Source organism: Streptomyces sp. NPDC046122 (assembly GCF_056429965.1).
The window spans coordinates 49642-70694 of record NZ_JBWKLQ010000001.1 but is presented as its reverse complement, the minus strand read 5'-3'; the positions used below and the strand labels follow the sequence as shown (position 1 = coordinate 70694).

At 73.4% G+C, this 21053-nt stretch carries 18 protein-coding genes; 10 read left to right on the top strand and 8 right to left on the bottom strand.

What is annotated here, in order from left to right; all coding sequences use genetic code 11:
- Position 1 precedes the first annotated feature (1 nt).
- From AC07FK_RS00275 to AC07FK_RS00265, 3 genes are all read right to left on the bottom strand, one after another.
- Positions 2-895 carry an aminoglycoside phosphotransferase family protein gene (locus AC07FK_RS00275; protein ID WP_479101210.1) on the bottom strand — a complete coding sequence of 298 codons (894 nt, stop codon included), beginning with the start codon at positions 893-895 and terminating at the stop codon, positions 2-4.
- Positions 896-965: 70 nt separating this feature from the next.
- The gene (locus tag AC07FK_RS00270) at positions 966-1427 is read right to left on the bottom strand and encodes a ferritin-like domain-containing protein (RefSeq protein WP_479101208.1); all 462 of its coding nucleotides are present in this window, start codon (positions 1425-1427) and stop codon (positions 966-968) included.
- Positions 1424-1924 carry a hypothetical protein gene (locus AC07FK_RS00265; protein ID WP_479101206.1) on the bottom strand — a complete coding sequence of 167 codons (501 nt, stop codon included), beginning with the start codon at positions 1922-1924 and terminating at the stop codon, positions 1424-1426. Before AC07FK_RS00265 ends, AC07FK_RS00270 begins: the two co-directional genes overlap by 4 nt.
- Before the next feature lie 153 nt (positions 1925-2077).
- On the opposite strand from AC07FK_RS00265, the gene rimP reads away from it, so the two are divergent.
- The 9 genes from rimP to AC07FK_RS00220 all read left to right on the top strand — a co-directional run bounded on the left by rimP (position 2078) and on the right by AC07FK_RS00220 (position 14098).
- Complete coding sequence (gene rimP / locus AC07FK_RS00260) at positions 2078-2575, top strand: ribosome maturation factor RimP (protein ID WP_479101204.1); 498 nt, start codon at positions 2078-2080, stop codon at positions 2573-2575.
- A 2-nt stretch (positions 2576-2577) separates the two neighbouring features.
- Positions 2578-3576: a transcription termination factor NusA gene (gene nusA / locus AC07FK_RS00255; RefSeq protein ID WP_479101202.1), complete on the top strand. Its 999-nt coding sequence runs from the start codon at positions 2578-2580 to the stop codon at positions 3574-3576.
- Positions 3577-3651: 75 nt separating this feature from the next.
- On the top strand, positions 3652-3930 hold the full coding sequence (locus tag AC07FK_RS00250) for a YlxR family protein (RefSeq protein WP_479101200.1): 279 nt from the start codon (positions 3652-3654) through the stop codon (positions 3928-3930).
- A 147-nt stretch (positions 3931-4077) separates the two neighbouring features.
- Positions 4078-7215, top strand: coding sequence for a translation initiation factor IF-2 (gene infB, locus AC07FK_RS00245; protein WP_479101199.1), 3138 nt, complete (start codon positions 4078-4080; stop codon positions 7213-7215).
- Positions 7216-7362: 147 nt separating this feature from the next.
- Entirely contained in the window at positions 7363-7656 is a 294-nt protein-coding gene (locus AC07FK_RS00240; RefSeq protein ID WP_479101197.1) for a DUF503 domain-containing protein, read from the top strand.
- 41 nt (positions 7657-7697) lie between these two features.
- On the top strand, positions 7698-8162 hold the full coding sequence (gene rbfA, locus AC07FK_RS00235) for a 30S ribosome-binding factor RbfA (protein WP_479101195.1): 465 nt from the start codon (positions 7698-7700) through the stop codon (positions 8160-8162).
- Positions 8159-9061 (top strand): tRNA pseudouridine(55) synthase TruB, encoded by a 903-nt coding sequence (gene truB / locus AC07FK_RS00230; RefSeq protein ID WP_479101193.1) that lies wholly within the window; start codon positions 8159-8161, stop codon positions 9059-9061. Before rbfA ends, truB begins: the two co-directional genes overlap by 4 nt.
- A gap of 236 nt (positions 9062-9297) precedes the next feature.
- Positions 9298-13092 carry a serine protease gene (locus AC07FK_RS00225; RefSeq protein WP_479101191.1) on the top strand — a complete coding sequence of 1265 codons (3795 nt, stop codon included), beginning with the start codon at positions 9298-9300 and terminating at the stop codon, positions 13090-13092.
- Positions 13093-13126: 34 nt separating this feature from the next.
- Complete coding sequence (locus AC07FK_RS00220; protein ID WP_479101189.1) at positions 13127-14098, top strand: bifunctional riboflavin kinase/FAD synthetase; 972 nt, start codon at positions 13127-13129, stop codon at positions 14096-14098.
- 41 nt (positions 14099-14139) lie between these two features.
- Here AC07FK_RS00220 and AC07FK_RS00215 read toward each other — a convergent pair whose 3' ends face one another.
- Genes AC07FK_RS00215 through AC07FK_RS00195 form a run of 5 tightly spaced genes read right to left on the bottom strand, consistent with a single transcriptional unit; the run spans position 14140 to position 20031 of the window.
- On the bottom strand, positions 14140-15162 hold the full coding sequence (locus AC07FK_RS00215; protein ID WP_479101187.1) for an ABC transporter ATP-binding protein: 1023 nt from the start codon (positions 15160-15162) through the stop codon (positions 14140-14142).
- A 29-nt stretch (positions 15163-15191) separates the two neighbouring features.
- On the bottom strand, positions 15192-16199 hold the full coding sequence (locus tag AC07FK_RS00210; protein ID WP_479101185.1) for an ABC transporter ATP-binding protein: 1008 nt from the start codon (positions 16197-16199) through the stop codon (positions 15192-15194).
- The gene (locus AC07FK_RS00205; RefSeq protein ID WP_479101183.1) at positions 16196-17113 is read right to left on the bottom strand and encodes an ABC transporter permease; all 918 of its coding nucleotides are present in this window, start codon (positions 17111-17113) and stop codon (positions 16196-16198) included. The genes AC07FK_RS00210 and AC07FK_RS00205 overlap by 4 nt, the downstream gene beginning before the upstream one ends.
- A complete protein-coding gene (locus AC07FK_RS00200; protein ID WP_479101181.1) occupies positions 17110-18180 on the bottom strand; it encodes an ABC transporter permease in 1071 nt (356 codons plus the stop codon). The genes AC07FK_RS00205 and AC07FK_RS00200 overlap by 4 nt, the downstream gene beginning before the upstream one ends.
- Positions 18181-18183: 3 nt before the next feature.
- Positions 18184-20031 (bottom strand): ABC transporter substrate-binding protein, encoded by a 1848-nt coding sequence (locus AC07FK_RS00195; RefSeq protein WP_479101179.1) that lies wholly within the window; start codon positions 20029-20031, stop codon positions 18184-18186.
- A gap of 311 nt (positions 20032-20342) precedes the next feature.
- Between AC07FK_RS00195 and AC07FK_RS00190 the strand changes: the two genes are divergently transcribed.
- Positions 20343-20954, top strand: a complete 612-nt coding sequence (locus tag AC07FK_RS00190) for a hypothetical protein (RefSeq protein WP_479101177.1) — start codon at positions 20343-20345, stop codon at positions 20952-20954.
- Positions 20955-21053 lie beyond the last annotated feature (99 nt).

Genomic DNA, 21053 nt, shown 5'->3' with positions numbered 1-21053 from the left:
GCTACAGCCAGCCGGCGAACTCCAGCAGCAGTTCGGCGTCCTGGTGGCGGCCGGCCGCCGTCGCCCGCAGGCCCGACTCCACCGCGCGGAACAGCGTCCAGCCGTGCAGCCTGGCCCGGTCCACGTCCAGGGAGTCAGCGAGCTTGTTCACCCGTCGGCGGGTGGCGGACGCGCCCGCCGCCGTGGCGACGAGGTCCTCGACCCGGTCGCGGACCAGCCGGGCCAGGTCGTACGCCCGCTCGCCGACCAGGGGCTCGGGACCGACGGCGAGCCAGGGCGCCCGGTCGCCGGCGAGGACCTTCCCCTGCCTGAAGTTGCCGTGCAGCAGCAGCAGTTCGTCCGCCGACGCCGCCAGTTCGTCGCGCGCCGCGAGAGCCGCGTCCACCAGCGGGGCCAGGGCCGGATCGGCGGAGCGCATCGCCGCCGCCTGGCGGGCCGTGCGCGCGGCGACCGTCTCGAAGGGGTGCGCCGGGGGCGGCTCGATCCACAGCCTGCGGACGATCCCGGCTGCCTCCAGCAGCGCCTTGGCCTCCGGCAGTGAACGCAGCGAGACCTCGGAGTGCAGGCGCTCCAGGAGGAGTGCACCGGCCCCGGCGTCCCCGTCGACCAGCTGCACCGCGCCCCAGCCGTTCCAGTGCGCGAGCGCCGCGCGCTCCGGGCCGGGCCCGGCCGCCTCGGGGGCGATCTTGAGCGCGGCGGGCGTGCCGTCCTGCCGGCGCACGAGAACGACCAGACTGCTCCTGCCGCCCGGGTTCTGCACCCGCTCGACGGTCAACTTCCGCCGCGCGACCGCCGCTTCGGTCAGCTCCGGCAGTCGTCCGAGCCAGTCGGCGGCCACCTCCGGGTACGCCTCGCCGAGCGCTCGTACGAGACGCTGCGGCGGTTCGAAAAGCATGCGTGTGGTGTCCCCTTCAAAAGCCGGTGCGAGGGCCGGTCGCGCGCCGGCCCCGGGGCCGGCGCGCGTCTCACTGCTTGCGGCTCACGGCCGGCGTGGTCAGCTCGGCGAGCCCAGGAAAGGCTACGCCGCGCCCGCGCCAGCGCACCGCCCGCACCGCTGCCTCCCGCAGCGCCCCCGCCGCCTCGCGCCGCAGGGGGCCGCCGGCGGCGCGTACGAGGTCGGAGTAGACCCCGGCCACCCGGTCCTCCAGTTCGGCGGCGAGCCGCAGGGCCGCCGCCGCGTCCGGCACCGGGAACGGCAGGGCGTACGCGGCGGCCGCGGCCACCGGGGTGGCGCCCAGGTCGCGCGCGGTCCGCTCCAGCGCGTCACGCCGCGCGCGATGGGCGTCGTACGCCTCCCGCGCCTCGTCACGGCGTCCCTCGGCGACCCGGCCGCCGACGACTCCGTACCCGTACACGGCGGCGTGTTCCGCGGCCAGCGCGGCCTGCACGGCCTCCACCGCCCGTGCGGCGGTCGGCGTCCCGCTCACCCCTGGCTCCCTTCGGTCAGCAGATACACGTGCGCGGCGCCGGCCGCGGCGACCGACGCCAGCAGCCGCGCCAGCTCCGGCGGCGCGTCGACGAGCGCCGCGGTGTGCGCGTCGGCGGCGCGCCGCTCCTCGGCGGCGAGCTCCCGCAGCGCGGCGCCGGCCTCCGCGGCGACGGCCGGGGGCGCCGCGGCGCGTACCGCCGCGCCTTCGCCCCGCAGGGCGTCCGCCTGCCGGGCCACGGCGTCGCGCAGCGGCTGCAGCCGGCCGGCGGCGGAGGGGTGGGCGGTGATCACGGCGTCGTAGTGCGCGAGCAGCGTCCGCCTGGTCCGCGCGGAGCGCTTGCGCATCCCCGCCTCGGCCTGCACGGCGGCCACCGCCCCGTCGGAGCCTTCCCGGCCGCGCGGAGCCGTGTCGCGCGCACAGCCGGCCAGCAGCGCGGCGGCCGCGGCCCCGGTCGCCGCGAGCGCACCCCTGCGTGTGGTTTCCGTGCGCCGCACTGTGTCTCCCTCGGGCCGCTGCGGTGATCACCGCAGGCGAGCGTACCCGCGGCTCCCCGGCGGGCGGACGGCAACACCCCTCGGGACCGGATACCCTTTGATCTGACACGCGACGATCCACACAACAGCACACGCGGCCGAGGAGTCACCCGGATGAGCACCACCCAGAGCGACAGGCTGCGCGCACTCCTGGAACCACTGGTCAGCGCGGAAGGCCTCGATCTGGAGGACATCGAGGTGTCCCGGGCCGGCAGGCGCCGCCAGCTGAGGATCGTCGTCGACTCCGACGAAGGCGTGGAACTCGACGCCTGTGCCGAGCTGAGCCGCGCCGTCTCCGAGAAGCTCGACGAGACGGACGCGATGGGTGAGGGCGAGTACGTCCTCGAAGTCAGCTCCCCGGGCGCCGACCGCCCGCTGTCGGAGCACCGCCACTACGTACGGGCCACCGGCCGCCTCGCCAAGCTGACGCTGAACGACGGCGACGAGCTGGTCGCGCGCATTCTCACCGTGGACGACGAGGGACTGGACCTCGAGGTGCCGGGCGTGAAGGGCCGCAAGCCCACCGCCCGCCGTGTCGCCTTCGCGGACATCGCCAAGGCGCGGGTGGAGATCGAGTTCAACCGCAAGGACAAGAAGGAAGAGGAGGCGTAGCCATGGACATCGACGTAAAGCTCCTGAAGGGCTTGGCGAAAGAAAAGGAGATCTCCTTCGACCTGATGGTCGAGGCGATCGAATCGGCCCTCCTCATCGCGTACCACCGCACCGAGGGCAGCCACCGCCGCGCGCGCGTGGAGCTCAGCCGCGAGACCGGTCATGTGACGGTCTGGGCGAAGGAGGACCCGGCCGACCTCGAAGAGGGCCAGGAGCCGAAGGAATTCGACGACACCCCGTCCGACTTCGGGCGGATCGCGGCCAGCACCGCCAAGCAGGTCATCCTCCAGCGTCTGCGCGACGCCGAGGACGACCGGACCTTCGGCGAGTACGCGGGCCACGAGGGCGACGTCGTCACCGGTGTCGTCCAGCAGGGCAGGGACCCCAAGAACATCCTGGTCGACATCGGCAAGCTGGAAGCCATCCTGCCGGTGCAGGAGCAGGTGCCCGGCGAGGAGTACACGCACGGCCTGCGGCTGCGCTCGTACGTCGTACGGGTGGCCAAGGGTGTGCGCGGCCCGTCGGTGACGCTCTCCCGCACGCACCCGAACCTGGTGAAGAAGCTCTTCGCCCTCGAGGTGCCGGAGATCGCCGACGGCTCGGTCGTCATCGAGGCCATCGCCCGCGAAGCCGGCCACCGCTCCAAGATCGCCGTACGCTCGACGCGGTCGGGGCTGAACCCGAAGGGCGCCTGCATCGGCCCGATGGGCGGCCGGGTGCGCAACGTCATGGCCGAGCTGCACGGTGAGAAGATCGACATCGTGGACTGGTCGGACGACCCGGCCGAGATGGTCGCCAACGCCCTGTCGCCCGCGCGCGTCAGCAAGGTCGAGGTCGTCGACATGGCGGCCCGCTCCGCCCGCGTCACCGTTCCCGACTACCAGCTCTCGCTGGCGATCGGCAAGGAGGGCCAGAACGCCCGCCTCGCCGCGCGGCTCACCGGCTGGCGCATCGACATCCGTTCCGACACCGAGCAGCCGCAGTCCTCCGACCAGGACTGAGGCCGGTTTTACGACAACAACCGTTCGATTTTTGCCCCCATGGGGCGAGGTCGCCGCGGGGAGGTAGACTTAATAGTGTCTGGCCGGACGCATGCCCGCGTATGCCCTGAGCGAACCTGTGTGGGATGCCGGGAGCGAGCGGCCAAGCGTGAACTGCTGCGCATCGTGGAGATCGAGGGTGAATGTGTCCCCGATCCTCGCGGTACGCTGCCCGGCCGGGGTGCGTACGTTCACCCCGCCTCTGAGTGTCTCGCCCTGGCGGTCCGCCGCCGGGCGTTTCCCCGGGCCTTTCGGGGCCGGGCACCGCTCGACACAACGGCACTGAGCCAGTTTGTCGAGCAGGCAACACCGTAAGAAGAGAACGGCACGGATAACCGTGCGGTCAGGTACCTCGCGAGTTGGAAGTAGGTCGAGATTGCGATGAGCACTCGATGAGTACGCGATGAGTACGCCCATGAAGTAGCGACGGTCCGGCGGTAACCCGGACCTCAAAGGAGCGAAGTGGCAAAGGTCCGGGTTTACGAACTCGCCAAGGAGTTCGGTGTAGAGAGCAAGGTCGTCATGGCCAAGCTCCAGGAACTTGGTGAATTCGTCCGTTCGGCGTCCTCGACGATCGAGGCGCCGGTTGTACGCAAACTGACTGACGCACTGCAGGGTCCCGGCGGCAACGCCGGCAAGTCCGCAGCCAAGCCGGGCGCGCCGCGTAAGGCGACGCCCGCGAAGCCGTCTCCGGCGGCCCCCTCGTCCGCGCCCTCTCCGGCTCAGGCGGCACGTCCGGGCGCCCCGAAGCCCGGCGCACCGGCCCCCAAGCCGGCCGCGGCCGAGGCCCCCGCGAGCACCCCGCCGGCGTCCGCGCCGTCCGGTGCCCCGCGTCCGGGTCCGAAGCCCGCGCCGGCCAAGCCCGCTCCGGCGGCTCCGGTCCCCGCGGCTGAGTTCTCGGCTCCCGAGCCGGCCCAGCAGGCACCGGCTGCCCCCGCGCAGCCCCAGCAGGCCCCGCGTCCCGCGGGCGCCACGCCCGGCCCCCGTCCCGCCCGTCCGGCCCCGGCCGGCCAGCGTGACGCCGGTCAGCGTGACGGCGGCCAGCGTGACGACCGCCGTGGTGGCGAGCGTCCCGCCCGCCCCGGTGGCCAGCAGGCCCCCCGTCCCGGCGGCGCCCGTCCCGCGGGTCCCCGTCCGGGCAACAACCCGTTCACCTCTGGTGGCTCCACCGGCATGGCGCGTCCGCAGACGCCCCGTCCGGGTGGCGCCCCGCGTCCCGGCGGTGCCGGCGCCCCTGGTGGCGCCCCGCGTCCGCAGGGTGCTCCCGGCGGCGCTCCGCGTCCGCAGGGCCAGGGTGGCGCTCGTCCGACCCCGGGCGGCATGCCCCGTCCGCAGGGCGGCGCCCCGCGTCCGGGTGGTGCTCCCGGCGGTAACCGTCCGAACCCCGGCATGATGCCGCAGCGTCCCGCGGCCAGCCCCCGTCCCGGTGGCGGTCCCGGTGGCGGCGGCCGTGGCCCCGGCGGCCCCGGTGGCCGTCCGGCAGGCGGCGGTCGTCCCGGTGGCGGCGGCTTCGCCGGCCGTCCGGCCGGTCCCGGCGGTGGCGGCGGCGGCTTCGCCGGCCGTCCCGGTGGTCCCGGCGGCGGTGGCGGCGCGGGCCGTCCCGGCGGTGGCGGCGGCTTCGGCGGTCGTCCCGGCTTCGGTGGGCGTCCCGGCGGTCCCGGTGCCCGTGGTGGCACGCAGGGCGCGTTCGGCCGTCCCGGTGGTCCCGCGCGTCGCGGTCGCAAGTCGAAGCGGCAGAGGCGCCAGGAGTACGAGGCCATGCAGGCCCCGTCCGTGGGCGGCGTGATGCTGCCTCGCGGCAACGGACAGACCGTCCGCCTGTCGCGCGGTGCCTCGCTCACCGACTTCGCCGAGAAGATCAACGCCAACCCGGCGTCGCTCGTCGGCGTGATGATGAACCTCGGCGAGATGGTCACCGCCACGCAGTCCGTCTCCGACGAGACGCTCAAGCTCCTCGCCGAAGAGATGAACTTCATCCTGGAGATCGTCAGCCCGGAGGAGGAGGACCGCGAGCTCCTCGAGTCGTTCTCCATCGAGTTCGGTGAGGACGAGGGCGGCGAGGACATGCTCGTCTCCCGTCCGCCGGTCGTGACCGTCATGGGTCACGTCGACCACGGTAAGACCCGACTGCTGGACGCGATCCGCAAGACGAACGTCGTCGCGGGCGAGGCCGGCGGTATTACGCAGCACATCGGTGCGTACCAGGTCGCCACCGAGGTCAACGGTGAAGAGCGCGCCATCACCTTCATCGACACCCCCGGTCACGAGGCGTTCACCGCCATGCGTGCCCGTGGTGCGAAGTCCACCGACATCGCGATCCTCGTGGTCGCGGCGAACGACGGTGTGATGCCGCAGACGATCGAGGCGCTGAACCACGCCAAGGCGGCCGGTGTGCCGATCGTGGTCGCGGTCAACAAGATCGACGTCGAGGGCGCCGACCCGACCAAGGTGCGCGGTCAGCTCACCGAGTTCGGTCTGGTGGCCGAGGAGTACGGCGGCGACACCATGTTCGTCGACATCTCCGCGCGCCAGGGCCTCAACATCGAGCAGCTGCTCGAAGCCGTGATCCTCACCGCCGACGCGTCGCTCGACCTCCGGGCGAACGCCGAGATGGACGCGCAGGGCATCGCCATCGAGGCCCACCTCGACAAGGGCCGCGGCGCCGTCGCCACCGTCCTCGTCCAGCGCGGAACGCTCCGCGTCGGTGACACGATGGTCGCCGGTGACGCCTACGGCCGAGTCCGCGCCATGCTCGACGACAACGGCAACAACGTCGAGGAAGCGGGTCCGTCGACCCCCGTCCTGGTCCTGGGTCTCACCAACGTCCCCGGCGCCGGCGACAACTTCCTGGTCGTCGACGAGGACCGTACGGCCCGCCAGATCGCCGAGAAGCGTGCTGCGCGTGAGCGCAACGCCGCCTTCGCCAAGCGCACCCGCCGGGTGTCCCTCGAGGACCTCGACAAGGTGCTCAAGGCCGGTCTGGTCCAGGACCTCAACATCATCATCAAGGGCGACGCGTCCGGTTCGGTGGAGGCTCTCGAGTCCTCGCTGCTCCAGCTCGACGTCGGCGAAGAGGTGGAGATCCGGGTCCTGCACCGCGGTGTGGGTGCGGTCACCGAGTCCGACATCGACCTGGCGATGGGCTCCGACGCCATCGTCATCGGCTTCAACGTCCGAGCTGCCGGCCGCGCCGCGCAGATGGCGGACCGCGAGGGCGTCGACGTCCGGTACTACTCGGTCATCTACCAGGCGATCGAAGAGATCGAAGCGGCCCTCAAGGGCATGCTCAAGCCGGAGTACGAAGAGGTCGAGCTCGGCACGGCGGAGATCCGCGAGATCTTCCGCTCGTCCAAGCTGGGCAACATCGCCGGTGTTCTCGTCCGCTCCGGAGAGGTCAAGCGCAACACCAAGGCGCGCCTCATCCGCGACGGCAAGGTCGTCGCCGAGGACCTCAACATCCAGGGTCTGCGTCGCTTCAAGGACGACGTCACCGAGATCCGCGAGGGCTTCGAGGGCGGTATCAACCTCGGAAACTTCAACGACATCAAGGTCGACGACGTCATCGCGACGTACGAGATGCGCGAGAAGCCGCGCGGCTGAGCCGTGTAGCCACACAGTGCAGGGTCGGGGCCGCTCGGCGGAGATTATTTCCGTCGAGCGGCCCCGGCCGTTGCGTGTACGGTTCTTGTGTCCCTGCCAAGCGGTTGGCGGGGCACGACCCCGAACCGGCGGGACATCCGGACACACATGTATGTGGGGACACTGTCCTTCGACCTGCTCCTCGGCGACGTACGGTCGCTGAAGGAGAAGCGCTCCGTAGTACGCCCGATCGTCGCCGAACTCCATCGCAAGTTCGCGGTGAGCGTCGCGGAAGTCGGCGATCAGGATGTCCATCGCAGGGTCCAGATCGGCCTGGCGGTGGTATCAGGGGACACGGGGCACCTCACAGAGGTACTGGACCGGTGCGAGCGCATGGTCGCCGCCCGGCCCGAGGTGGAGCTGCTGTCGGTACGACGGCGGCTGCACGGTGATGAAGACTGAAGCACTGAAGTTCAGCAGCAGCAGAAAGAGGAGACGGACCGGTGACCGACAAAGCGCGGGCCCGCAAGCTGGCCGATCGCATCCAGGTCGTGGTCGCGGAGACCCTGGACCGGCGAATCAAGGATCCGCGACTGGGGTTCGTGACCATCACGGACGCCCGGGTCACCGGTGACCTGCGGGAGGCCACGGTCTTCTACACGGTCTACGGCGACGACGAAGCGCGCGCCGCCTCGGCCGCCGCGCTGGAGAGCGCCAAGGGGGTGCTGCGTTCCGAGGTCGGGCGGCAGACCGGCGTGCGCCACACGCCGTCGCTCGCCTTCGTCGCGGACGCGCTGCCGGACAACGCACGCACGATCGAGGACCTCCTCGACAAGGCGCGCGCCAAGGACGCCGAGGTGCGCCAGGTGTCCACGGGCAAGACGTACGCCGGCGAGGCCGACCCGTACCGCAAGCCCGAGGACGAAGACGAAGCCGAAGTCGAGGACGAGGGCGAAACCGCGGAATGAAGCAGCGCACCACCACGACGCCGGACGGCCTTGTCATCGTCGACAAGCCGTCCGGCTTCACTTCGCACGACGTCGTGGCCAAGATGCGCGGGATCGCCAAGACCCGCCGTGTCGGGCACGCGGGCACGCTCGACCCCATGGCGACGGGCGTCCTCGTCCTCGGCGTGGAGAAGGCGACGAAGCTCCTCGGACACCTCGCCCTGACCGAGAAGGAGTACCTCGGTACGATCCGGCTCGGCCAGACCACGGTCACCGACGACGCGGAGGGCGAGATCACCGCGTCCGCCGACGCCTCCGGCGTGACCCGGGAGGGCATCGACGCGGGCGTCGCCGAGCTGACCGGCGCCATCATGCAGGTGCCGTCCAAGGTCAGCGCCATCAAGATCGACGGCAAGCGGTCGTACTCGCGGGTCCGCGAGGGCGAGGAGTTCGAGATCCCGGCCCGGCCGGTCACCGTCTCGTCCTTCCAGGTGTACGACGTGCGCGCGGCGGTGGCCGAGGACGGGACGCCCGTCGTCGACCTCGTCGTCTCGGTGGTCTGCTCCTCCGGTACGTACATCCGCGCCCTCGCGCGCGACCTCGGCGCGGGCCTGGGCGTCGGCGGTCACCTGACCGCCCTGCGCCGCACCCGGGTCGGCCCGTACGGGCTGGACGCCGCGAAGACGCTGGAGCAGCTCCAGGAGGAGCTCACGGTCATGCCGATCGCCGACGCGGCGGCCGCCGCGTTCGCCCGCTGGGACGTCGACGAGCGGCGCGCGGGCCTGGTGACCAACGGCGTACGGCTCGACATGCCGGCGTACGACACCAGCCCGGTGGCGGTCTTCGGGCCCGAGGGCCGGTTCCTGGCGCTGGTCGAGGAGAGCCGGGGCAAGGCGAAGAGCCTGGCCGTCTTCGGCTGAGGCAGCGGACGCCGAGCCCTGCCCGGCTTACCGTGGAGCGGCCGGCCCTCGGGCCGCCCGCTCCACGATCCCCCTCGCCAGGGGTCTTTCCAGCCTGGGGCCGCCGATTCACCCCTTTGGGCGGGCGCTCGGAGTGAACGGCGGGTGTCCGGGGGGCGCTTTCGCCGTGCGTCCTTCTCCTGCTGATCACCGCCGACCTACCGTCGTTCGCACGGGGCACGGCGGGAGGTTCGGTGATGGCGGTACGGGACACGCCCTCGTCGTCGCCTGCCCTGCCGCCGGCCCCGTCGCCCCTCTCGCCGCCGCAGGCCCCGCCGGTCGCGCTGGTGCGCATCCACGATCCGGCCGGGCGCCCGCGCGGGACGGGGTTCGTCGCCGACGACCGGGGCACTCTCGTCACCGGTCACGAGGTCGTCGACGGCCTCGGCCGGGTCGTCCTGCACGCCCCCGGCGGGCGGACCTGTCAGGCCGGGGCGGAGGCGATCGTCCCGCTGCCGGAGACCGGCCTGGCGCTCGTACGGACCGAGGGGCTCGGCGTACGCCCGGCGCCCGTCGCGGTGCGGGACGGGATCGGGACGGGCACGTACGTGCGGCTGGCGGCCGGTGGCTGGCGCGAGGCGAGGGTGCTCCGGCAGGTGCCGCTCACCCGCACGGCGACCCGCCCCGTCCCGCTGATCGGCCACGCCGTCGAGCTGGCGATGGGCACGGCCGGCAGGGACGCGCTGCGGCTCGGCGGACCGGCGGCGGGCGGGCCGGTGCTGGACGCCGAGACGGGAGCGGTGCTGGCCGTGCTCGGCTCCGCGATGGACCCCGAGCGGCGGGAGGCGGGCGTCGCCGTACCGCTGCGGGCGGCTGCGGCGGCCGCGCCGGACGGCCCGCTGGCCCAGCTGCTGCGGCGCAACGCCGCCACCGTGCCGGCGTACGGGAGCGACCTCAACCTCGCGGGAGCGGTGCGGCTGACGGCCGCCGCCTCGCACGCGCCGGAGCCGGACCGCCGGCCGGAAGTGGTCGAACGCCCGCGCCTGGTCCGGGAGTTGGCCGCCTTCTCGGCGTCCGCCGACGCGCTGGTGCTCGCTCTGGCCGGGGACCCCGGGACCGGTCGTACGACGGAACTCGCCGCGCTGGCCGAGCGGCGCGCCCGGGGCCCCGAGCCGGCCCCGACGCTCCGGCTGCGCGGCGCCGACCTGTGCGCCGGTGACGCGTCCGTCGCGGACGCGGTGGGCCGGGCGCTGCGGGGCGCGCAGCGGATCGCGGCCGCGTCGGGGGAGTGGTGCGGCGACGCCGGGGCCGCCACGCCGGAGCGGGTGGCGCGGTCGGCGCTGGACGCGGGCCTCCCGCTGTTCGTCCTGCTGGATGCCCCGGAGGAGATGCCGCCCGCGCTGCTCCGCCGGCTGCCCGAGTGGAGCGCGGGGACGGCGAGTTGGCTGCGGGCGGCCGGGGCGCGGCTGGTGGTGGCCTGCCGGGCCGAGTACTGGGAGACGGCCGGCACCTTCTTCCCCGGCAGCGCGCTGCACCGGCCCGCCCGCCCCCGGCGGGGGCTTCCGGGAGCCGTACGGACCGGGGACCTGACCGAGGCGCAGGGCCGCGCGGCGCGCGAGCGGTACGGCATCCCCGACGGGACGCTCGCGGACCCCGCCGACGCCCGGCACCCGCTCACCCTGCGGCTGCTGGCGGAGGTACGGGAGGCGCTGCCGGGGGAGGTGCCGGGGCGGCCCTCGCGCGAGGACGTGTTCCGCGCGTACCTGGACCTGGTGTGCCTGCGCGTGGCGGTGCGGCTCGCGGCGGCGGACCGGCCCGCGCCGCGGGGCACGGCGGTGCGGCGGCTCGCCGCACAGGTAGCGGGTCAGGTGCACGAGGCGGCGCGGCGGTGTCTGCGGTCGGGGCAGGGCGCACTGGACCGCGCCGCGTTCGAGGAACTCTTCCCGCCGCGCACGGGGTGGGCGGCGGCGGTGCTGACGGAGGGGCTGCTGGAGCCCGCCGGGGACGGCTACCGGTTCGCCCACGAAGAACTCGGCGACTGGCTGCAGGGTGCGCACGTGGACGTCGACGCGGCCCTGCGCACACTGGTGCCCGACCCGCCCGAGACAGGCCGGCCGTCGCCGGTGGCGCGCCACCGCGTCGGGCCGGTGGTGCATGCGCTGCTGGCCCTGCACCGGGTGCACGGCGCCCCCGCGCTGTCCCGCAGGCTGATGGGCCTGGTCCACGCGCTGGAAGGAGCAGCACCTCCCGTCCCGCCCGGCGCCCCGGCCGTGGAACCGCCCCGGGGCCCGGCGGAGCGCGCCGGGTCCGGCTCACCCCCCGGCCCGGCGCGGGCAGCCGGGGCCGGCGGGCAGGACGAGCCGTCGGGCCTCCCGTCGCCGGCCGGGGCGCCCGTGCCCCAGCGGCCGGTGGCAAAGGCGGTGGCGGCGGCGGTGCCGGGGGCCACGGCGTCCGGTGCGGCCGGGCGGGCGGGGGACGAGGCCCTGTGGTGGGCGAGCCGGTTGACGGCGCAGGTGCTGTCCCGGGTGGAGGACGCGTCGGGCTGCCTGGCCGTGCTGCGGGTGCTGGCTGACGCGATCACCCGCAGATCCGCCGGGGCGGACGGGAGCCGGGGGCCCGGCGCGGCGGCGGACTTCGGGCCCGCGTTCTGGGAGCGGATCCGGGTCGCGGAGGAGGAGCGTGTGGACCTGTTGCGGCGGCTCGTGCCCGCCGACGGGCCGCCGCGCCGGGGCGGCGGGGACGTACCGGCCCGGGGCCGGTACCTCGACGCCGTCGTGCGTCGCCTCGAGGCCGCGCCGCGAACCGTGCAGCCCTTGCTCTGCCAGTGGTTCGACGACGAGCGGCGGCTGCCCGCGGCGGACGACGCCGAGGTGCGTCCCACGGTCGCCGACACCGCCCAGGCACTCCTCTACGCCCGCCGCGCCCTCGCGGTCGACGACCTGACGGACGCGCTGGCGGACCGGGCGCACCCCCGCGCCGGTGAACTGCTCGCCGCCCTCGCGGAGGAGGAGCCGTCCGCGCTCTGCCGGGCCGTCGGCCGCTGGGCCCGCGACGACGAGCGGCCGGGCCGCCGCGCCGCCGCCGCCCGGTACGGGACCGCCACCGCGCCGTACGGCACCACCCCCGCCGACCGGGAGCTGCTCCGGCACGCCGCGCTCGCGCTGCTCTCCCGGCCCCTGGAGGGCGCCCTGCACGGGCCGGCCCTGGGCCTGCTCGTACGGGACCCGCGGACCCGGTCGCGGTACCTGCCCCGGGCCCTCGCGGTGTTCGGGGGCGACGGCTCACGGGTGCCCGCCGCCGACCTCGCCGCCGCGCTCACCACCGACCCGGCGCCCGTCCTCGCCGCCTTCCTGGTACGCCTGGCGGGTGGAGGCGAGGGCGCGGCCGAGGTGCTGCGCGCCCTCGCCGAGGTGCGTACGCCCGCGCTCGCCCACCGCGCCGCCGGCCTCGTCCGCGCCTACGCGGAGCGCCACCCCGACGGGGCCGCGCACGCCGCCGCGTACGTGGACCGGTGCCTGGAACACGGCCCCGGCGTCCGCGCGGCTCTCCTTCCGCTGGTCACGGGCCTGCTGCGCGACCATCCCCGCGGGATGCGACGCGCCCTCGCCCCGGTGCTCGCCGCCCCGGGCACCGCCGCCTCCCGCGCGCTGCGCGGCGAGCTGCTCGACGTACTCCTGGAGTGCGAGGAGCGGTACGGGCGGGAGGACGGGGAGCGGGACGCGCCCGACACCGGCGTTCTGGAAGCGGTGCTGCTGGCCGCCGGCGCCGGCGGCCGGCACAGGGGAGAGGCCCGTACCAGAGACCTCGTCCACCGCACCGGGACGCTCCTGGTCCGCACGCCGCGGGGGGCGGCCCGTTTCGACCGGCTGCTGGCCGGGCTCGCCCGCGAGGTCCCCGGCTTCGCCGCCCTCGTCGCCGGCTGGCTGGCCGCCGCGCCGCACGAATGGGCGGTGGTCGTGGGACCGGACACCCGCCGTGCCGTCGCCGGTCCGGGCTCCACGATGCCGATGCGAGCCGTACCCCCTGGGCATGGCAGTCTTAGACCTGCGTAATCAGGTTCGAGTGCGGACGAGGAGAGCGGTCACAGTGCAGCGCTGGCGTGGCTTGGAGGACATCCCCCAGGACTGGGGACGCAGCGTCGTCACCATCGGCTCCTACGACGGCGTACACCGCGGACACCAGCTGATCATCGGGCGCGCGGTCGAGCGCGCCCGGGAGCTGGGCGTGCCGTCGGTCGTCGTCACGTTCGACCCGCACCCGAGCGAGGTCGTGCGGCCCGGCAGCCACCCCCCGCTGCTCGCCCCGCACCACCGCCGGGCGGAGCTGATGGCGGAGCTCGGCGTGGACGCGCTGCTGATCCTGCCGTTCACCCAGGAGTTCTCGAAGCTCTCGCCGGCCGACTTCATCGTCAAGGTGCTGGTCGACAAGCTGCACGCGCGTGCGGTCATCGAGGGGCCCAACTTCCGCTTCGGGCACCGGGCGGCGGGGAACGTGGCCTTCCTGACCGAGCTGGGGCAGACGTACGACTACGAGGTCGAGGTCGTCGACCTGTACGTGAGGGGCGCGGCGGGCGGCGGCGAGCCGTTCTCCTCCACGCTCACCCGGCGGCTCGTCGCCGAGGGCGACGTCGAGGGCGCGGCGGAGATCCTCGGCCGGCCGCACCGGGTCGAGGGCGTCGTGGTGCGCGGGGCGCAGCGCGGCCGTGAGCTCGGTTACCCGACGGCGAACGTCGAGACGCTGCCGCACACCGCCATCCCGGCCGACGGGGTGTACGCGGGCTGGCTGACCGTGGAGGGCGAGCGGATGCCCGCCGCGATCTCGGTCGGCACGAACCCGCAGTTCGACGGCACGGAGCGTACGGTCGAGGCGTACGCCATCGACCGGGTCGGTCTCGACCTGTACGGACTGCACGTCGCCGTCGACTTCCTCGCGTACGTGCGCGGGCAGGAGCGGTTCGAGTCGATCGAGGCGCTGCTCGAGGCCATCGGGGCGGACGTGAAGCGGTCGAGCGAGCTGATCGAGGCGTACGAGGTCCGGGCCGCGCGGCCCACCGCGTAACGTCGCCGGCCGGCTCGGCGGCCCGTGGCCGGCCGCACGGCTCAGGCGCCGGCGGCCTCCTTCCCCGTGACGCGGGCCGCCGCCCAGTGGCAGGCGACCTGCGCCTGTTCGCCGCCGGTCAGGACCGGCAGGAGCGTCGTACGGCAGTCGGCGGCGACGCCCGCCCGCTCCGCCTCTCCCGACGCGAGCACCTGGCAGCGGGCGTGGAAGCGGCAGCCGTCGGGGACGCGGGACGGGTCCGGGGGCTCGCCGGTGAGGACGACCGGCACTTCACCGGACTCCGGAAGCACCGACAACAGGGCCCGGGTGTACGGATGCTGAGGATCCGTCAGCACCTTGTCGGCCGGGCCCGTCTCGACGATCCGGCCCAGGTACATCACCGCGACGCGGTCCGCGATGTTCCAGGCGAGTCCCAGGTCGTGGGTCACCACCAGGGCGGAGAGGCCCAGTTCGTCGCGCAGCGACAGCAGCAGGGCGAGGATCTCGCCCCGTACGGAGGCGTCGAGTGAGGCCACCGGCTCGTCGGCGACGATGAGTTCGGGCTCCAGCACCAGCGCGCCGGCGATGACGACGCGCTGGCGCTGGCCGCCGGAGAGCTCGTGCGGGTAGCGCAGGAAGAACCGCTCGGGGGGCCGCAGCCCGGCGCGGGACAGCGCCCCGGCGACGGCTTCGCGCTCGTCACCGGCGCAACCGTGGATGCGCAGCCCCTCCGCCACGGCGTCGTACACGGTGTGACGCGGATTGAGCGAGCCGCTGGGGTCCTGGAGCACCAGCTGGACGCGCTTGCGGTATGCCTTGAGGGAGCGCGAGCCGTAGTCGAGCGGCGCGCCGCCGAACGTGACGCGGCCCGAGGTGGGCGGTACGAGGCCCAGGAGGGAGCGGGCGAGCGTGGTCTTGCCGCAGCCGGACTCGCCGACCAGGGCGACGATCTCGCCGGGGCGGATGTCGAGGTCGACCCCGTCGACGGCCCGCGCGGTCGCCGCACCGCCCCGGCCCGGGAAGGCGACGTGCAGTCCGGCGGCGGAGAGCAGGGGGCCCGCGTCGGTGCTGGTGCTGATGCTCATGGCTGGCTCCGGGTGAGTACGGGTGGTGGTCAGCTGTGCGGGGGCGGTTCCGCGACCGGGAACTGGGGCGGAACCGCCGCTCCCACCCGCACGCACGCCGCCCGCCGGCCCGCCCCCGCCTCCCGCAGCGCCTGGTCCTGCGTGCCGCACTCCTCCAGGGCGACCGGGCACCGGGGATGGAACGTGCAGCCGGGCGGGAGCGCCGACGGGTCCGGGGGGTCGCCCGGCAGGCCGCGCGGAGCCCGGCGGGAGGCCGGGTCGCCGATGCGGGGGAACGCCGCCGACAGGGCCAGGCCGTACGGATGCCGCGCATCGGTGAACACCTGGTCCGCCGGGCCCTCCTCGACGACCCGGCCGGCGTACATCACCGCGAGCCGGTCGCACGTGTCGGCCAGGACCGACAGGTCGTGACTGATCATCAGCAGACTGATGTCCTTGTCGGCCACCAACTGCTCGATCAGCCGCAGGATCTGCGCCTGGATCATCACGTCCAGCGCCGTCGTCGGCTCGTCCGCGACGATCAGCCGGGGATCGCACGCCAGGGCCATCGCGATCATCACGCGCTGCCGCTGCCCGCCCGACAGCTCGTGCGGATACGCGTCGGCGCGCCCCGCCGGAAGCCCCACCTGCTCCAGCAGGTCGCCGGCCCGCCGCCGCGCCGCCGCCGCCGTGGATCCGCCGTGCAGCAGCACCGGCTCCGCGATCTGCTCCCCGACGCGGTGCACCGCGTTCAGCGAGTGCATGGCGCCCTGGAAGACGATCGAGGCCCCCGCCCACCGTACGGCCCGCAGCCGCCCCCACTTCATGGTCAGGACGTCCTCGCCGTCGAGGAGGATCTGCCCGCCGATCCGGGCCGACGCCGGCAGCAGCCGCAGCAGCGCCAGCGCCAGGGTCGACTTGCCGCAGCCGGACTCGCCGGCGACGCCGAGCTTCTGCCCGGCGGACAGCGTCAGATCCACGCCGCGCACGGCGCGCGTCCCGGCGCCGTACGTCACGTGCAGGTCCCTCACTTCCAGCAACGGGGCCGGTGCGCTCATCGGGTCGACACTCCCAGCTTCGGGTTCAGGACGGACTCCACGGCGCGCCCGCACAGCGTGAACGCCAGCGCGACGACCGCGATGGCGATGCCCGGTGGCGCCAGGTACCACCAGTGCCCCGAGGAGACCGCGCCCGCCTCCCGCGCGTCCTGGAGCATGCCGCCCCACGAGACGACGTCCGGGTCGCCGAGGCCGAGGAAGGCGAGCGTCGCCTCGGTCAGGATGGCGTTCGAGATGCCGAGGGTGGTCTGGGCGAGGACCAGGGGCATGACGTTCGGCAGGACGTGGCGGCTCATGATGTGCCCGTGGCCGCCGCCGAGCGCCGTCGCCCGTTCGATGTACGGACGGGACTCCACGGCCAGCGTCTGCGCCCGCACGAGGCGCGCCGTCGTCGGCCAGCTCGTGACGCCGATCGCCAGGATCACCGTCCACACGCTGCGCGACATCACCGTGGCCAGCACGATCGCGAGGACCAGCGTCGGCATCACCAGGAACCAGTCGGTGATCCGCATGGTCACCGTCGAGAACCAGCCGCCGAAGTGCCCGGCCAGGATGCCCACGAGCGTACCGATGGCGACCGACAGCGCCGCCGCCATCAGCCCGACCGTCAGGGAGATCCGCGCACCCCAGACCAGCAGTCCGAGCAGGGAGCGGCCGAACTGGTCGGTGCCGAGCGGGAACGTGCCGCTCGGCGCCTCCAGCGCCGCCCCGGGCGCGTTCGTCACGCTCTGCACGTCGCTGCCGACGAGCATCGGCGCGGCCAGCGCCACCAGGGCGATCGCGGCCAGGGCGCCGAGGCCGAAGAGGCCCGCCCGGTGCGTACGGTACGCACGCCAGAAGCGTGCCACGGACCCGCGTCGCCGCGCCCAGGCGAGGGAGGAGGCGCTCTGCGCGGCGGTCGAAGGGGAAGTCATCGGCCCACCCGGGGATCGAGCAGCGGATAGAGCAGGTCGGCGAGGAGGTTCATCAGGATCATCGCTCCGGCGAAGACGACGAACAGACCCTGCACGAGGGGCAGGTCGGGAACGCTCAGCGCCTGGTAGAAGAGGCCGCCGAGCCCCGGCCAGGAGAAGACCGTCTCGACGAGGATCGACCCGGCGGCCACATGGCCGAGGTTGATGAAGACCATGGTGACCGTGGGCAGCAGGGCGTTCGGCACGGCGTGGTGGCGGCGCACCAGGTCGTCGCGCAGCCCTTTCGCACGGGCCGTCGTCAGGTAGTCGCTGCCCATCTCGTCCAGCAGCGAGGCCCGCATGACCAGCAGCGTCTGCGCGTACCCGACCGCCACCAGGGTGACGACGGGCAGCACCATGTGGTGCGCCACGTCGGCGACGTACGCGAACCCGGTCTCGCCGCCCGTCTCCATGCCGCCCGTGGGGAACATGCCGGGGATCGGGCCGATGCCCACCGAGAAGGTGATGATCAGCAGCAGTCCGAGCCAGAACGAGGGCACGGACCACAGGGTGAGGGCCACGCCGGTGTTGACCTTGTCGCCGAGCCGGCCGTGGCGCCACGCGGAGCGCGTACCGAGCCACAGGCCGAGCACGGAGTAGATGACGACGGCGACGCCGGTCAGCAGCAGCGTCGCGGGCAGCTTCTCCGCGATCAGCTCGCCGACCGGCGCGTGGAACTGGTACGAGGTGCCGAGGTCGCCGCTGAGCGCCTTGGCGCAGTACTCGGTGAACTGCTGCCACACCGGCAGGTCGAGCCCGAACTGGCGCCGCAGCGAAGCGAGTTGTTCCGCGGACACCTGGCGGCCGTGCGTCATGGTGCGCACCGGGTCGCCGGGGATGATCCGGAAGAGGAAGAAGCTGGTGACGAGTACGGCGAAGAGCGAGACGGCCGCGCCGCCGAGCTTCCCCGCGACGTACAGCAGATAGGCACGGGCGGAGCGGGCGCGGGGGCCGGACGGCCCGGTCTTCACCGGGACCGGGCCGTCGGCCGCACCCTCCGCGAGGGGGGTGGTGCTTGCAGTGCTCATGTACTACTCACGGTCTTCCGCGGTGGAGCGGCGGCGCATGGCGACGAAGACCACGAGCCCGCCGGCGAGGACCACCGCGACGGCGATGCCGACGACGAGGCCGGTCGAGGAGCCGCTCCCGCCGGACGTGTCGTCGGCCTCCGCGGGCACGGCCGACCACCAGCTCCAGTAGCCGTCCTGGCCCCACAGATTGCCGCCGGACTCGGGCATTGTCGTGATCGCCCTGATCTGGTCGGTACGGTACGCCTCGACCGCGTTCGGATACGCCATGACATTCATGTAACCCGTGTCGTAAAGCCGCGACTGCATCTGCTTGACGAGATCCGCGCGCTTGGCCTGGTCGTACTCCGCCGTCTGCTTCGCGTAGAGCTCGTCGAACTTCTTGTCACAGATGAAGTTGTCCGTCGCCCCGGTGTCCTTCGGCGTGGACGGCAGCGCGGCACACGTGTGAATGGACAGGACGAAGTCCGGGTCGGGGTTGACGGACCAGCCGTCGAAGGCCAGGTCGTACTCGCCGGCCAGCCACGGGTCCGAGACGTTGTCCAGGCAGTCGACCTTCAGCCCGATGCCCAGATCACCCCACCACTCCTGCATGTACTTGCCGATGGCCTTGTCGTTCGGGTCGGTGGCGTGGCACAGGATGCGGAAGTCGAGCGGCTTGCCGTCCTTGCCGACGCGCTTGCCGGCGCCGTTCTTCCGGTAGCCGGCCTCGTCGAGCAGCGCGGCCGCCCGGGCCGGGTCGTACGCGATCCTCTGCTCGGCGGACGGCTTCCAGTGGTACGCCGGGAAGCGCGGCGGGATGTACCCCTCGCCCTCGACGGCGTGTCCCTGGAACACCTTGTCGATGATCGTCTTGCGGTCGGTGGCGGCGAAGAGGGCCCTGCGCACCTTCGGGTTCAGCAGCGCCGGATGGCCGTCGCCGAACTTCTTGCCGTTCTTCGCCCTGGCGCCCGGGTTGGTGGCCAGGGCGTAGAAGCGGCGGCCGGGAGCGTCGTTCACCTTGATGTTCTCGGCCTTGGCGAGGGACGCGGCCTGCGCCGGGGTGAGGTTGGACGCGAACGACACCTCGCCCTTCTGGAGCGCGGCGACGGCGGCGTCACCGTCCTTGTAGTACTTGAGGACCAGCTCGTCGAACTTCGGGGCGCCGCGCCAGAACTTCTTGTTCGGCTTGAACTTGACGTACTGGTCGACCTTGTAGTCGGTGAGGACGAAGGGCCCGTTGCCGACGATCGGGAACGTCTTGTCGTTGTTGAACTTCGAGAAGTCGCCGACCTTCTCCCACACGTGCTTCGGGACGATCGGCACGTCGAGCGCGGCCATGGTGGCCTGCGGCTTCTTCAGCTCGATGACCAGCTCGGTGGGGCTGGGCGCGGTCACCTTCCTGAAGTTCGCGACGAAGCTGCCGTTGGCGGTGGCCGCGCCCTCGTCGGTCATCATCGTGTTGAACGTCCAGGCGGCGTCCTCGGCCGTGACCTGCTCGCCGTCGGACCACCTGGAGTTCTCACGGATGGTGTACGTCCACGTCAGCTTGTCCGGGGACGGCTCCCACTTCGTGGCGAGACCCGGGATCGCGTGGTTGTCCCCGACGTCGTAGTTCGTCAGGTTCTCGTAGATCAGCCGGTGGACCGTGGTGGAGACCAGGCGCTGGGCCAGGAACGGGCTGAGGGAGTCGACGCTCTGCGAGACCGCGACGGTCAGCGTCCGCTGCCCGTCCGCCCGCGCCTGCCGCGGTGCGGGGTTCAGCGGGGTCGCGGCCGCGGCGGCCAGGGCCAGGGCGGTGGCGCCGACGGCGAGCAGGGTGAGGGCTCGGGGCAGGGGGCGGGCGGAGGGCGGAACTGTGGTGTTGTCCATGGACGTTTGACCTCGCGTCATCACTCGCACGGAGAAGGCGTGTTGACCACTGGTGTCCAGCTCGTTATGCGAAGGTGTACCAGCGCTGTTCCAGCCGAGTCAACGATGCCAAAACCCCGTGTGTACTGCGGGAATGCCGGAGCCGACGGCGCCGCGCGCGTGTCGTCGGCACCCGGCGTCCCCTCATTGGTCTACACCCTTGTCGCCTCCCTGGTGAGGGTATGGCGGAGACCGCGATCGCGCCCGGGGCACGGGTGACGCCGTTTGGTAATTTGGGCAGCTCCAGCTTCTGCTTCTCGGGGGACCCCTTCATGAGCCAGCCCTGGCAGCCCCAGTACAACCCGGGCCACCAGCCACCCGTACCCCAGCAGCCGCCCGGGCCCCCGCAGGGGTTCGGTGCGCCGCCGGTCGGACCGGGGCAGTTCCCGATGCAGCCGGCCTACCCGCAGGCGACCTACGGGCCGCAGCCGAGGTCGGGAAGTCCGGTCGGAGCGTTCTTCCTCGGCTTCTTCGCCTCGGTGGTCATCTCCCTCGTGTACGCCGGCGTCGTCTACGCCACGTACCGGGACCAGTCGCCGAACACCGTCTACACGCTCTACCTGCTGCACGCCCTGATCAACGGAGCGGCCGTCGGCACGCTCGTCGGTCTGGTGGGCCACCGGAGCACCGGCGCGCACATCAGCGGGGCCGTCGTGGCCGCGCTCGGCGCCTTCTTCGGCTTCACGAACGCCGTGGTGTTCGTGACCCTGGACGCCGGCGGATGGTACGGCTTCCGGAACATGATGCAGGCCGACGCCCTCATCCCGGCCAAGTCGTGGTGGGGCGCCGAGACCGGGAACCCGCTGATCAGTCTGCTCGGCCTCGTGCTCGCCGCGGCGGCCGCCTGGGGTCTCGCCCACCTGGTCGGCAGGAACCGCCGCTGACACCGTCCGTACGCCCGGACCGACGACCGCGACCCGCCGGATCCTTCCCGGCGGGGTGCGGTGTTGTCACAGCACCGGAGGCCGCCCCTCAGGTCCAGT

Coding starts and splice junctions, on each gene's coding strand:
- rimP (WP_479101204.1), top strand. CDS start 2,078: ATGAGCACCACCCAGAGCGACAGGCTGCGCGCACTCCTGGAACCACTG.
- truB (WP_479101193.1), top strand. CDS start 8,159: ATGAAGCAGCGCACCACCACGACGCCGGACGGCCTTGTCATCGTCGAC.
- AC07FK_RS00225 (WP_479101191.1), top strand. CDS start 9,298: ATGGCGGTACGGGACACGCCCTCGTCGTCGCCTGCCCTGCCGCCGGCC.
- AC07FK_RS00240 (WP_479101197.1), top strand. CDS start 7,363: ATGTATGTGGGGACACTGTCCTTCGACCTGCTCCTCGGCGACGTACGG.
- AC07FK_RS00200 (WP_479101181.1), bottom strand. CDS start 18,180: ATGAGCACTGCAAGCACCACCCCCCTCGCGGAGGGTGCGGCCGACGGC.
- AC07FK_RS00205 (WP_479101183.1), bottom strand. CDS start 17,113: ATGACTTCCCCTTCGACCGCCGCGCAGAGCGCCTCCTCCCTCGCCTGG.
- AC07FK_RS00275 (WP_479101210.1), bottom strand. CDS start 895: ATGCTTTTCGAACCGCCGCAGCGTCTCGTACGAGCGCTCGGCGAGGCG.
- nusA (WP_479101202.1), top strand. CDS start 2,578: ATGGACATCGACGTAAAGCTCCTGAAGGGCTTGGCGAAAGAAAAGGAG.
- AC07FK_RS00190 (WP_479101177.1), top strand. CDS start 20,343: ATGAGCCAGCCCTGGCAGCCCCAGTACAACCCGGGCCACCAGCCACCC.
- AC07FK_RS00210 (WP_479101185.1), bottom strand. CDS start 16,199: ATGAGCGCACCGGCCCCGTTGCTGGAAGTGAGGGACCTGCACGTGACG.
- AC07FK_RS00195 (WP_479101179.1), bottom strand. CDS start 20,031: ATGGACAACACCACAGTTCCGCCCTCCGCCCGCCCCCTGCCCCGAGCC.
- AC07FK_RS00215 (WP_479101187.1), bottom strand. CDS start 15,162: ATGAGCATCAGCACCAGCACCGACGCGGGCCCCCTGCTCTCCGCCGCC.